This window comes from Streptomyces sp. V4I8, from assembly GCF_041261225.1.
Lineage (GTDB): Bacteria > Actinomycetota > Actinomycetes > Streptomycetales > Streptomycetaceae > Streptomyces.
Map to the genome: position 1 here is coordinate 5,669,675 of NZ_JBGCCN010000001.1, position 13,250 is coordinate 5,682,924.

Annotated in this window: 9 protein-coding genes; 5 read left to right on the forward strand and 4 right to left on the reverse strand. The window is 70.7% G+C overall.

Going from position 1 to position 13,250, the window contains the following annotated elements; all coding sequences use genetic code 11:
• Nucleotides 1–181: 181 nt before the first annotated feature.
• Both ABIE67_RS25815 and ABIE67_RS25820 read left to right on the forward strand, forming a co-directional pair.
• Entirely contained in the window at nucleotides 182–1,402 is a 1,221-nt protein-coding gene (locus ABIE67_RS25815; protein WP_370261800.1) for an amidohydrolase family protein, read from the forward strand.
• Nucleotides 1,403–1,575: 173 nt separating this feature from the next.
• Nucleotides 1,576–1,764 carry a ferredoxin gene (locus ABIE67_RS25820; RefSeq protein ID WP_370268931.1) on the forward strand — a complete coding sequence of 63 codons (189 nt, stop codon included), beginning with the start codon at nucleotides 1,576–1,578 and terminating at the stop codon, nucleotides 1,762–1,764.
• Here the strand turns inward: ABIE67_RS25820 and ABIE67_RS25825 are convergent.
• The 4 genes from ABIE67_RS25825 to ABIE67_RS25840 form a co-directional block, all read right to left on the reverse strand.
• Nucleotides 1,754–2,527, reverse strand: a complete 774-nt coding sequence (locus tag ABIE67_RS25825) for a glycosyltransferase family 2 protein (RefSeq protein WP_370261802.1) — start codon at nucleotides 2,525–2,527, stop codon at nucleotides 1,754–1,756. The two genes, ABIE67_RS25820 and ABIE67_RS25825, sit on opposite strands and share 11 nt — an antisense overlap.
• Nucleotides 2,524–3,147 (reverse strand): UTRA domain-containing protein, encoded by a 624-nt coding sequence (locus ABIE67_RS25830; protein ID WP_370261806.1) that lies wholly within the window; start codon nucleotides 3,145–3,147, stop codon nucleotides 2,524–2,526. Before ABIE67_RS25830 ends, ABIE67_RS25825 begins: the two co-directional genes overlap by 4 nt.
• A gap of 294 nt (nucleotides 3,148–3,441) precedes the next feature.
• The gene (locus tag ABIE67_RS25835) at nucleotides 3,442–7,539 is read right to left on the reverse strand and encodes an AAA family ATPase (protein ID WP_370261810.1); all 4,098 of its coding nucleotides are present in this window, start codon (nucleotides 7,537–7,539) and stop codon (nucleotides 3,442–3,444) included.
• Nucleotides 7,540–7,679: 140 nt separating this feature from the next.
• Nucleotides 7,680–8,123: a hypothetical protein gene (locus ABIE67_RS25840; protein WP_370261813.1), complete on the reverse strand. Its 444-nt coding sequence runs from the start codon at nucleotides 8,121–8,123 to the stop codon at nucleotides 7,680–7,682.
• 375 nt (nucleotides 8,124–8,498) lie between these two features.
• Here ABIE67_RS25840 and ABIE67_RS25845 point away from each other — a divergent pair, with 375 nt between their 5' ends.
• The 3 genes from ABIE67_RS25845 (at nucleotide 8,499) to ABIE67_RS25855 (ending at nucleotide 13,219) form a co-directional block, all read left to right on the forward strand.
• Complete coding sequence (locus tag ABIE67_RS25845) at nucleotides 8,499–9,458, forward strand: hypothetical protein (RefSeq protein WP_370261815.1); 960 nt, start codon at nucleotides 8,499–8,501, stop codon at nucleotides 9,456–9,458.
• Between the two features lie 212 nt (nucleotides 9,459–9,670).
• Nucleotides 9,671–11,368 carry a stealth family protein gene (locus tag ABIE67_RS25850; protein ID WP_370261817.1) on the forward strand — a complete coding sequence of 566 codons (1,698 nt, stop codon included), beginning with the start codon at nucleotides 9,671–9,673 and terminating at the stop codon, nucleotides 11,366–11,368.
• Nucleotides 11,369–11,383: 15 nt separating this feature from the next.
• Nucleotides 11,384–13,219: a stealth conserved region 3 domain-containing protein gene (locus ABIE67_RS25855; protein ID WP_370261819.1), complete on the forward strand. Its 1,836-nt coding sequence runs from the start codon at nucleotides 11,384–11,386 to the stop codon at nucleotides 13,217–13,219.
• Nucleotides 13,220–13,250 lie beyond the last annotated feature (31 nt).

Below are 13,250 nucleotides of genomic sequence, written 5' to 3' on the forward strand. Positions count from 1 at the left end.
GCCCCCAGTGGCGCACATGATTTCACCGAACTCGCCCGGGGGAGCGGGCATCTTACGCCACCCCCGGTGGGCCCTTGGCGGGACTCACGCCGGAGGACTACCCTGAGCTAAATCTGATGGATCGTCAGATTCAGCGCTTCAGGGCACCGGCAGGCAGCAGCGCAGCAGCCAGGAGGTAGGCGTGGCCAGTACCGAGAGCGGCACGAAGGAACTGCCCAAAGTCATCAGCGTGGACGATCACGTGATCGAACCCGCGCACCTCTTCGAGACCTGGCTCCCGGCCAAGTACCGGGACCGGGGCCCCAAGCCCCTCACCGCCGGGATCGGCGAACTCGCGTACGTCGGCGGGAAGTACCGGTTCACCACGGACCCGGACGGCCAGATCACCGACTGGTGGGAGTACGAGGGGGACCTGTTCCCGTACAAGCGCATCATCGCGGCCGTCGGCTTCTCCCGGGACGAGATGACGCTCGACGGGATCACCCGCGAGCAGATGCGGCGCGGCTGCTGGGACCCCAAGGCCCGGCTGGCGGACATGGACATCAACCATGTCGAGGCCTCGCTCTGCTTCCCCACCTTCCCGCGCTTCTGCGGCCAGACCTTCGCCGAGGCCAAGGACAAGGAGGTCGGGCTGGCCTGTGTGCGCGCCTACAACGACTGGATGGTCGAGGAGTGGTGCGGCGACAGCGGCGGCCGCCTCATCCCGCTGTGTCTGATCCCGCTGTGGGACATCGACCTCGCGGTCGCGGAGATCCACCGGAACGCGGCGCGTGGGGTGCGGGCGGTGACGTTCAGCGAGATCCCGACGTATCTGGGGCTGCCGTCCATCCACTCCGGCTACTGGGACCCGTTCTTCGCGGCCTGCGAGGCGACCGGCACGGTCGTCAACATGCACATCGGCAGCAGCTCCCAGATGCCGGCCGCCTCCCCGGACGCCCCGCCCGCGGTCCAGGCGTCCCTGTCCTTCAACAACGCCATGGCGTCGATGATGGACTTCCTCTTCTCGGGGGTCCTGGTGAAGTTCCCCCGGCTGAAACTCGCGTACAGCGAGGGCCAGATGGGCTGGATCCCGTACGCCCTGGAACGCGCGGACGACGTCTGGGAGGAGCACCGGGCCTGGGGCGGTGTGAAGGACCTGATCCCGGAGCCGCCGTCGACGTACTACTACCGCCAGATCTTCTGCTGCTTCTTCCGCGACAAGCACGGCATCGAGGCCATCGAGACGGTCGGCGTGGACAACGCGACCTTCGAGACGGACTATCCGCACGTCGACTCGACCTGGCCGGAGACGAAGCGGGTGGCCGAGGAGCATGTCGGCGGGCTCTCCGACGAGGTGGCCTACAAGCTGCTGCGCGGGAACGCGATCCGGATGCTCGACCTCGCCTTCGATCAAGGGGATTGAGGAGGGCAGGGGAGGACAGCGAGGGCCGGGGAGGATCAGGAGGGCCGGGGGGTCAGGGAGGGCCGGGGAGATTTAGCGGGCTCGTCGGCTGGGCAGTCCAGTCATGAACGTCCTTGTCGGGAGTGCGTATGTCGGGAGTGCGTATGTCGGGAGTGCGTATGACGGGAGCACGGATGAACGTCTCCATCGACCCGAACCTCTGTTACGGCTCCGGGGAGTGCGCGCACAGGGCTCCGTCGGTCTTCGAGTTCGTGGACGACTACGGGGTGGTGCGCCCGGGCCGGGAGGACAGCGGCGGCGACCCGCGAGTGCGGGAGGCGGCCGAGAAGTGTCCCTCCCAGGCCATCGCCCTCACCGAGTAGCGGGCGGATACCGCCACTCGAACGAGGTCAGCGCCCGGGCCCTCGCCTCCACCACCGCCATCCGCGCCGCCCGCTCGGCCGGGTCGACATGTGAGGCCTGTCCCGTCGCCTGGCCCTCCCACTTCCGGTAGAGGAGCCCGACCTCGGCCGAGAACCAGCCCCGGCTCACGGAGTTGAGCGCCAGCAGCAGGCCCGTGTCCTCCGAGGCCGGGAGGGCCATCCAGCCGCCGAGTGCGAGCAGGAGGTCCCGGCGTACGCACAGCGTCGCCGGGTGGACCTGGGCGCGGAAGTCGTTCCCCGCCCAGAAGTCGAGTACGGCGCCCCGCTCGATCGGCCCTTCGTCGGGGTCGCCGGGGAAACCGGCCGTCGAGCCGTCCGGCAGGAGGTCCAGGACCCGGGAGGTCGTCCAGCCGATGGCGCGGTCGGCCTCCAGGGCGGCCAGATCGCGGGCGAGCGCGCCCGGCGTGAGCTGGTCGTCGGCATCCAGGATCTTCGCGTACTCGCCCTCGGTGTGCGCGAGCGCGATGGTGCGGGCCACACCCGGGCCCCCGGAGCGGCCCTGACGGAAGGTCACCCGCGCGTCGTCGGGGACGTACGGGCCGACCTCGCCGGTCTGCCCGTCCTCCTGGATCACCCAGTGCCACTCCCAGCCGGCGGGCAACTCCTGCGCGCACAGCGACTTGTGGGCCTCGGGCAGGAACATCGCCGACGGGCCGTGGACAGCGGTGACGACGATGAGGCGCCGGGGCACGGCCGGGCTCACCACCTTTCCAGGGATGTGGTGAAGAGCAGCTCGGCACGGTCGCCGGGCAGCGTGACCTCGGAGAGGTCCACGACACGGTCGGTGACGTCGTACGACGTCTTGCGCAGCAGGAGCACCGACGTCCCCGGCGGCAGACCCAGCTCCCGGGCCTCGCGCCGCGTCGGCGGCCGTGCGGTGACCCGTTCCTCGACCCGGCCGACCTCGATGCCGACCGTGTAGAGCTGGTTCTGGGTGCCGCCCGGCCAGGGCTCGTTGGCGTCGTCCAGCAGGTCGGGGTTGGCGGCGATCATGTCGCGGACCAGATAGGACGTCACCAGGCTGAACGGGGCGCTCTCGGCGGCGCACCGCGTTCGGTAGGTGCGCTCCAGCAGGAGGATCCCGGCCGGTACGCCGAAGACGTCCGCGAGTTCACGGGGAGCGGCGACCTCCCGATAGCGCGCGTGGAAGACGAGGTCCCGCACCTGAAGGCCGGTCTCGTGCTCCGTGGCACCGGTCGCGGCCCGCGTGGTGAGCGGACGGCGGGCCCGGTCCTTCTCCCACTGGTGCCGGTGGTTGTCGCGGAGGAGCGCACCGCGCGTGCGGCGCGGTGCGTCCGTGATCACTTCGTACGCCTTCGGCACTGGCGGTCACCGGCCCGTTGTCCGGGGTCAGACACGATCAGCGTACGACTCCTCACGAGGGCGCGCCGGTCGGGGAGGGGCCCGCCCCCGGCGTCGCAGACATGCGAAGGCCCGATCGCTGGCGACGGGGGATGCACCAGCGATCGGGCTGCACCCAGAGTAACAAGGCTGCCTGCCTCACGGGAGCCGCCTGATCCGCTGCGAGGAGGGGTTGTGATCGGGATCACGGAAACCGCTGTCCATCGAACCCCTGTCGTGCCACAACGTCCTGGCCCCGTCACGGGCCGTGTGGGCCTACTTCGCGCACGGCGGCTCGTACGACAGCCGGGGCAGGTACTCCTGCCACTTCTCCCGGGTCAGCACGCCCTGCGTCGTCGCGCAGACGCGGCGGATGGCCTGGTCGACGTCCAGGTTCCACAGCCGGATGGTGTCCGTGCCGCTGGAGACGCCGAGCATATGGCTCGCCGGGCTGAACGACAGGAAGTTGCCCGTCTTGGCGTTGGGGCTCATCGCCTGGCCGACGGCGGAGGCGTCGGACGGGTCGGAGACGTTCCACAGCCGTACGGTGTTGTCGTTGCCGCCGCTTGCCAGATAGCGCCCGCCCGTGTTGAACGTCAGCGACACGACGGCCTCGGTGTGACCGGTGAGAGGCGAGCCCAGCGGGGCCGCGTGGCGGGGCTCGGTCACGTCCCACAGCCGTACGGTGTCGTCGTCGCTGCCGCTGGCCAGCGTATGGCCGTCCGGGCTGTAGGCGAGCGCGTTGACCGGCCCGGTGTGACCGGTGAGCGTGGCGCCGAGCGGGGTGGGACGGCGGGGGTCGGTCACCTTCCACAGCCGGATGGTGGCGTCCGCGCTGCCGCTGGCGAGGGTGCGGCCGTCCGGGCTGAAGGCGAGGGAGTTGATGTAGCCGGTGTGCCCGGTGACGGGCGGTCCGAGCGGCACGACATGGGCGGGGTCGCTGACGTTCCACAGCCGGATGGTGCGGTCGTCCCAGGCGGTGGCCAGCGTGCGCCCGTCCGGGCTGTACGCCAGCGCGTCGGGGCCCATGAACCGGGTGTTCAGCAGGATGGGGGAGTCGTAGGACACCGGGTGCGCCGGGTCGCTGACGTTCCACAGGCGCACGCTCTGCTCGCCCGTCGTCACCGCGAGCGTGTTGCCGTCGGGGGAGAACACCTGGGAGCGCTGGCCGGTGTCCCCGGGTAGGAACGGCTTGCTCAGCGCCACCGGCCGGGCGGGATGCCGTACGTCCCACAGCCGGATCCGTCCGTCGCGCGCGGCCGTGGCGAGCACCTTGCCGTCCGGGCGGAACGCCCCGTTGCCGCCGATCATGTCCGCCGTCGGTATCGACCACAGCCGCACCCTGCTGTCGCCGCTGCCCGTGGCGAGCGTCCGGCCGTCGGGGCTGAACCCGAGCGCGTACATCTCCCCGCTGGCGCCCGCGAGGGGCTCGCCGACCTGTGAGGGATACGCCGGATCCCTGACGTTCCACAGACTCGCGGTGCTGTCCGCGCTGGCGGCGGCGAGCATGGTGCCGTCGGGGTTGAAGGCCACCGACCAGATGGGGCCGGTGTGCCCGGTGAGCGGGGCGCCGAGCTGGGTGCCGTGGCGCGGGTCGGAGACGTCCCACAGCCGGATCGTGTCGTCCGCGCCGCCGCTGGCGAGGGTGCGGCCGTCCGGGCCGAAGGCGACGGAGTGGACCAGGCCGGTGTGCCCGGTCAGCGTGGACAGCGCCTTCGGCCGGTCCGGTTCGGAGACGTCCCACAGCCGGATCGTCTTGTCGTCGCCCCCGGCCGCCAGCCTGTCGCCGTCCGGACTGAACGCCACGGACCGCACGGCGGCCCCGGCCCCGGTCAGCGTGGCCAGTGCCGCGGGCCGCTCCGGATCCGCCACGTTCCAGAGCCGCACGGTCCGGTCCTCGCTGACCGAGGCGAGCGTACGGCCGTCCGGGCTGAAGGCGATCAGATAGATCGTGCCCTCGTGGCCGGTGAGGGGCGCGCCCAGCGGACGCGGCCGGCTCGGATCCCGTACGTCCCACAGCCGGACCGTGCCGTCGTCGCCGGCACTGGCGAGGGTGTGGCCGTCCGGGCTGAAGACAGCGCTGCTCACCCAACTGGTGTGCCCGGTCAGGGGCTTGCCCAGCGGCCGGGGCCGCTCCTGGTCGGACACGTCCCACAGCCGGACGGTCCGGTCGTAGCTGGCGGTGGCCAGGAGCTTTCCGTCCGGGCTGAACGTGGTGAGGTAGACGGCGCCGGTGTGGCCGCGCAGGGGCGTGGCCAGCGGGGCGTTCACGATCGAGATCAGCCGGCTGGTGGTGTCCTCGTCGTCCGGACGCAGCCGGTGAGCCACCAGGTCGAGCTGGGCGGACAGCGAGGGGTCGGTGTACTGGAACCGGTCGGCCTCGGCGAGCACCTGCGCGAACACGGCGTCGTCCCGCTGCTGCCAGGCGACCACCGCCGCGCCGACGGCCAGCATCGCCAGCGCGACCAGCGCCGCGACCGCGCTCCGCATGATCCAGACCGTACGCCGGCGCAGCCTGACCGAGGCGGCCAGGAACTCCACCGCGCTCCGGGTCAGGAAGGTGTCACCGGCGGACCGCGCCCAGCCGTGGGCCTGCTCCAGCCGCGAACCCCGGTACAGCAGCGACGAGTCACGGTTGGAGCCCTCCCAGGCCCGGCCGTCCTCCTCCAGCCGCTGGCGCAGCAGATGGTCCTGCCGGTCCTCGTCGATCCAGTCCCGCAGCCGCGGCCAGGCATGGAGCAGCGCCTCGTGCGTGATCTCCACGGTCTCCGCGTCCAGCGTGACCAGCCGGGCCCGCACCAGCGCCTCGAGCGACTCCTCCGTCTTGCCGGGATCCGTCGACTCCGCCGCCAGCTGCCGCCGCGTCCCGCGTCGCCGGGTCGCCTGGGTGTCCTCGCCGAGACGGACCAGCCTGAGCAGCAGCAGGCGGGCGGCCGTGCGTGCCGCCGGGTCGAGCCCGGACCAGGCACGCTCGGCGGTGGCGGCGACGGCGCCCTGGATCCCCCCGGCCGCGCGGTACCCGGCCAGCGTCAGCCGTCCCGCCTTGCGCCGCTGCCAGGTGGCGAGCAGCGCGTGCGACAGCAGCGGCAGCACCCCCGCGTCATGTGTCCCGCGCGGCCCGTCGGCACTCACCTCCCGCACGATCAGCTCCGCCAGCCCCGGCTCCAGCTCCAGCCCCACGGCCTTGGCCGGCCCGGTCACCGCCTCCCGCAACTCCGGGGTCGTCAGCGGCCCGAGCACCATGTGCCGGTGCTGCAGCGCGTCGGCCAGCTCGGGGTGGGCCAGGCACTGCTCGTAGAAGTCGGCCCGGATGCCGAGGACGACGAGGACGGGCGGGAGGTCGCCGGGGGCGCCGGGGGTGCAGGCGGCGTGCAGGAGTTGGACGAAGGTACGGCGGTCGGCCTCGTCGGGGCAGAGGGTGAAGGTCTCCTCGAACTGGTCGACGATGAGGACGGCAGGCGAGGCGGGGGCGGCGGGCGAGGTGGGGGAGGCGGGGGTTCCGGAAGTGCGGCCGGGGCCGGCGGAGGAGGCTTCGCGCCGGGCCCAGGCGAGGACGGCGGCGCGGGTGGCGTCCGCGAAGTCCGAGGACCGCTGGTCGGCACCGGGCTCGTACGCCCCTTCCAGGCCGGCCGAGCCCTCCGGGCCGCCCGCGTCCGGCGACTCGTCCGAGGAGGAGACGACGTCCGCGAGTTCCGGGATACGACGGGTCAGCTCGCCGAGCGGATCGGCCCCCGGCACGAGCTGCACCACCGCGCCGGCCGGACCGCCCTTCTCGCCGCCCAGCACGCCGTTCTGCAGCGCGGGCACGAGGCCGGCGTTCAACAGGGAGGACTTCCCGGCCCCCGAGGCGCCGACGAGCATGACCAGCCCGCCGGTCTTCTCCACGGCACGCAGCTGGGCGACCAGGGCCTCGGTACTCCGCTCCCGGCCGAAGAACCACCGGGCGTCCTGCTGCCGGTACGAGGCCAGCCCCCGGTACGGACACACCCCGCCGGCCACGGCAGGGGCCTCGACCGCCGGAGTCTGCTCCTCCTCTTCCCCGGACGTGGCCCGCTCCCACAGGCGCTGCCACTGGCCCAGGTCGTACAGTCCGGCGGAGACGGGCGCGGGCCGCGCGCGCCGCGCCTGCGGAATCAGGACGTGCAGGACGGCCGACAGCGCGGCGAACTGGGCGGGCACGTTCCTCGCCCGACGCCAGTCACTGATCCGCTGGGCGGACACCCGTACGGGCCGCCCCCGCTCGTCGACCCGCTGGAGCCGTACGACCGCCTCGGACACGCTCTTGAGGGGCGGGTTGCCGGCCTCCTTGTAGAGCAGCGCGAGTCGTTCCGCGAAGGCTGTGCGTGCCGCCGAGTCGGAACTCAAGGCCTCCACTCCTTACTCCGCCGCACCTGGACATCCGGACCGGAAAACTCACTTTATACGGCTGACCTGCGGTGAAGGCGGCGTTCGGAGACCGGACGCTCCTCGCGAGCACCCTTCGACTGGCAGGATCACGACGCAAGTGCGCATCCCTAGCGCGTCACCCAGGCAGGCCACCAGCCCAGAGCCCGAAGAGACCACTCATGGCGCCGCATGTTCTCGGACACCTTCCGCAGGACCTCCGTCCCAAACAGCCAACCGGACTCTGCGCCGCCCCGGTCCAGCTCGATCCGCACTGACCCGCCGACGCGGGACGGCACGGATCGACTCCTCCCCGCCGTTCGGCACCGGTCCCCACGAGGGGAGGGACCGGTGCCGGACGACGCGGTCAGCGAGGCCGCCATGCGGAACGACACGAACGACACGAACGACACGACCCAGGCATCGGACAGCAACGCCGCGAGGTGCTCCCACGCCGCGTGGACGTCCTCCCCGACGACCCCGAACCGGGTGAGGACGGCGACGCGGCGTCCGTCCGCGTCGTCGAGTTCGATCGCCGAGGTCGGGCCGCACGCCTGCATGGCAAAGCGCGACAAGGTGTGAACGAACGAGCGGGCACAGAGGCGTGAACGGCTGAGCTTGTGCGCATCATCAGCGCGGTCGTACCGAACTCGAAGCTGTCGGTGCCGAGCAGCGCCGACGTGACGACGTCACCACCGGTCTGGTGGGCCCGCCCAGAAACCGAACCGGGTGTGGTGCTCGCCGCCCTTCACCGCTGTTTCGACAGCCTGGCCTCGCCCTGGCGGCCCCTTGTACGCACCCTTTCCTCCTCTGTCAAGTCCCGAGTCTTCGGAGCGTGACCGGCGCCCGGAATTCCGGCTTCATTGAAGTGCGGGCCTCACCGGGAACACCGCAAAGAGACCGAGGCTCCGGGGCGTGAAAAGCGCCTTTCAATTCACGAGGAGAAAACCATGAACCGCATCACCCGCAAGCGAGACGGCGTCGGCAGCACGCGAGCGCTGGTCCTGGCCACCCTGACCGCGTCGGCCGTGGCCGTCGGCGGCGCCCTTGTCCTCCCGGCCGGCACGGCATCGGCGTCCACGATGCCCGACTCCGGAGTGACCAAGACCTTCGACCAAAAGGGGAAGGGCAAGAAGGACAAGAAGGACAAGAAGAAGGACAAGGGGAAGCACTACTGCTGGGACAAGGAGTACTACAAGGACCACTTCAAGGCGGACAAGGACGAGAAGTACTCGTGCTGGTGGAAGGAAATCAAGTTCCACTGGGACTACGACTACGAGTGCTTCTACGCGATGAAGCATGGCAAGCCGCGCTACTTCGTCGATAGCTACAGCAAGGCCAACTTCTTCGTCCAGAACAACATCAACATCAACATCATCAACATCAACATCAACAACAGCGACCAATTCAAGGACGAGGACAAGGTCGAGGAGATGGACAAGAAGAAGGACGAGGAGGAGAAGAAGAAGGACGAGGAGGAGAAGAAGAAGGAGGAAGAGGAGAAGAAGAAGGACGAGGAAGAGAAGAAGAAGGAGGAAGAGGAGAAGAAGGACGACACGACCACGGAGGACGACACGACCACGGAGGACGACACGACCACGGAGGACGACACGACCACCGAGGACGACACGACCACGGAGGATGACACCACCACCGAGGACGACACGACCACGGAGGATGACACGACCACGGAGGATGACACCACCACGGAGGACGACACGACCACGGAGGACGACACGACCACCGAGGACGGAACGACCACCGAGGATGACACCACCACGGAGGACGACACCACCACGGAGGACGACACGACCACCGAGGACGGAACGGTCGATGAGGTTCCGGCTGACGACGCCCCGGTAGATGACGTCCCGGCCGACGACGCCCCGGTCGCCGAGACCGTCGAGTGATCCATCCCTTCCCAGTCGATGGGGTGAAGGTCCACCCGGACCTTCACCCCATCGCTCCGCTTGCGCCGCCCTACCACGCCCAGCCGTGGTGGGGCGCCCGTACGCCCCCTCCGCTCATTAAATCTCGGTGAACCTTTCTACAACCTTCCGTCGCACACGCCTGTCTGGCTAACGCAGTGATGTGTAGGGGTTCGTGAAGAGGAGCTCAGAACGTGACCGTGCGTTCCTTTGCCCGGCGGATGCGTCCGCGAGTGGAGCGGAAGGCCTCCGAGAAGGTGTGGCAGCTGCGCACCCTGCGGCGCCGTCGCAGGGCAGCGGTCACCGACCCGGTGCTCCGCCCGGTGGCGGTCCGTGGCCAGCAGCTCTACGGCCGGGTGGTGACCCGGTTCAGCGCCGCCGAGGCGGCCGCGGCCAACCTCGGCCTGGTCGTCGCCGCGCTGGAGAGCGAAGGCATCCCCTACTTCGTGGTCCCGGCCGCGCGCACCCGCCACACGGTCGGTGTGAACGCCGTCGACCGGGAGCGTCTCCTCGCCGCCCTGGAGGCGCGGTACGCGGGGACGGCGGTGTTCATCGGCAGACCGCTGCCCGGCGGACAGCTCAAGTACCCGGCGACGTTCCTGGACGGCGTACTGCCCGCCCGGCTGCGTACGGTGCCGGTCCTGCGGATCGGGGAGAACCACCTCGGGCCCGCGGGCCAGCTGCTCGCCGGCCCGGAACTCGCCTGTGACGTGGAGTTCTGGGAGGACGGGGCACAGCTCCTCGCCTCGGCGGACGGGCCCCGGCGCCTGGCCAAGGTGCAGCCGCAGGCCTCCGAGGACATCTTCGCCGAGTCCCTCGTCGCGCCCCGGAACAACGGCATCACCGACGTACTGCCGGCGCCCGAGCAGACGCCGGCCACGGTGCGCGTGGGCGACCGCGAGCTGCCGACGTTCGCCCCGCTCACCCTGCCCACCGTGCACGACGTGACCTTCCCCGTCGACGTCGTCTACACCTGGGTGGACGGCGAGGAACCGGCGATGCGGGCCAAGCGGGCCCGGTACCAGGAGCGGGGGATCACCGAGATCCTCGACAAGGAGACCAACGCCTCCCGCTACACCAGCCATGACGAGCTGAAGTACTCACTGCGCTCGCTCGTGATGTACGCCGACTTCGTCCGGCACATCTACATCGTCACCGACGGCCAGAAGCCGCACTGGCTCGACGACCGGGCTGAGGGGATCACGGTCGTCGACCACCACGACATCTTCCCGCCGGACGTCCTGCCGGTGTTCAACTCCCACGCGATCGAGACCCGGCTGCACCACATCCCGGGCCTCTCCGAGCACTACCTCTACTTCAACGACGACGTGTTCGTCGGCCGCCGGGTCACCGCCGAGCACTTCTTCCACGGCAGCGGCCTGATGAAGATCCCGGTCTCCCCGCTCAAGATAGGCGTCGGCAAACCGCACGCCGAGGAGACCGCCACCAACTCCGCGAGCAAGAACGTCCGCCGGCTGCTGCTGGAGAAGTTCGGGCGGATGACGACGAACAACTTCATGCACACCCCGCTGCCGCAGCGGGCCGAGACCCTGCGCGCCCTGGAAGAACTCTTCCCGGAGGACATCGCCCGCACCACGGCGTCCCGCTTCCGCTCGCCGCAGGACATCGCCATGACGGCCCCGCTGCTCTACCAGTACGCGCTGATGACCGGCCGCGGCGTGCCCGGGAAGTACAGCTTCCGGTACGTGAACATCAGCCGCCTGGACGCCGAGTCGCGCCTGGCCGATCTGCGCCGCAACCGCCGTTTCGACTTCTTCTGCCTGAACGACGTCGATATGCAGCCGGACGAACGGGAGCGGGTCGGCGTCCGCATGAACGAGTTCCTGGAGGACTACTTCCCCTTCGCGAGCCCCTTCGAGAAGCAGGACTGACGGGGGCCGGGGGGCATGGACATCCGTGGGGGCACGAACATCCGTCACCGCTTCGCGGGGCGCACGGGCACGAGAGTGGCCCGCGACCTTCTGGTACGCCTGCGGCTCTGGCTGTCGGCCGCACTCTGGGCGCTGCGCGCCACCCGGTCCCGACGGCGTCTGCGGGCCGCCGTCCCCGGGCTGCGCCGGATCACCTTCGGACCGACGCGGCTGTACGGCCGTACGGTCGCCTGTTACACCGCGGTGGACGCCGTCGAGGCCGATCTGGAGCGCGTTTGCACCCTGCTGGAGGGGCTCGGTGTGCCGTACTTCCTGGTCCCCGACGACCACGGGCCCGGTGCGCCGCGGCGGATCGTCGGCGTCGAGGAGGCGTACCGCGACACGGTCCTGTCCCGGGCCGCCCAGCGCTTCGCCGGCACCGCCGGATACGTCGCCGCCGTCGGCCGGGACGGCGCCGTGACCAGCGCGGTCCTGTGGGCCGACGGGAAGCTGCCGCGGGCGCTGAAGCGGGCCGCGGTCCTGCGCACCGGAGTGGTGCGCCTCGGCCCCGTGGGGCAGGTGCTCACCGGGCTCGACACCGGGTGCGACATCGAGTTCTGGCGGTACGGCCGGGACCTGGGCACCGCCCCCGGCGCGGACCCGTCCTGGCTCACGGTGCCCGGCAGCCGGCTCCCGGACGTCTTCGGCCCGGCGCTCGTCGCCCCGCGCCGCAACCCCGTGTCCGAGGTGCTCCCCGTCGCGGCACGGCAGCCGGTCACGCTGGCCCGCCGCCACCGCGCGGTGCCCACGTTCGCCCCGTTCGCCGAGCCGGGCCTCGACGAGGTCCGCTTCCCCGTCGACGCCGTGTACACCTGGGTCGACGGCGACGACCGGGCGATGGCCGTCAAGCGCCGGGCCCATCAGGAGCTCTCCGGAGACGTCATCGCCGCGCGCGAGACCGGCGCCTCCCGCTACACCAGCCACGACGAACTGCGGTACGCGCTGCGCTCACTGGAGATGTACGCCGGTTTCGTCCGGCACGTCTACCTGGTGACCGACTCCCAGCTCCCCGCCTGGCTGGACCCCGCCGCCGAGGGCCTGACGGTGATCGACCACCGGGACATCCTCCCGGCCGACGCGCTCCCCGTCTTCAACTCGCACGCGATAGAGAGCCGCCTGCACCACATCCCGGGCCTGTCGGAGCACTACCTCTACTTCAACGACGACGTCTTCATCAACCGCCCGGTCCGCGCCGAGCACTTCTTCCACGGCAACGGCATAGCCCGCATCCCGCTCTCCCCGCTGAAACTCGGAGTCGGCGCCCCGCACCCCCTCGAACCGGCCCCGAACTCCGCCGGCAAGAACGCCCGCGAGGTGATCATGCGCTTCCACGGCAGACACGTCACGCACAAGTCCCTGCACACCCCGCACCCCCAACTCCTGTCGGTCATGCGGGAGATGGAGAGCCTGGGCATAGCGGAACTGGAGCGGACCTCCTACTCCCGCTTCCGCGCCACCTCCGACGTCGCTCCGACCTCCACGCTCCACCACCACTGGGCGATCGCCACCGGCCGGGCGGTCCCCGCCGACTACCGCTTCCGCTACGTCCAGCTGGGCACCCCGGACATGCCCCGGCGCCTGGCCCGCCTCGCGGCCGGCGAGGACGTCGACTTCTTCTGCCTCAACGACGTGGACACGGCCCCCGCGGCCAGGCACGCGGCCCAGGCCGCCATCCGCGCCTTCCTGGACCGCAAGTACCCCTTCCCCAGCCGCTTCGAAGGCACGTCCCGCACCACCCCGCCCACCGTCGCACCGCTCACGGCGACGGTCCCCGCACAGCCGACGCGCAAGCAGGCACGGAGCCTCGACTGACACCCGACTGACACGGGATCGTCCCGTGGGC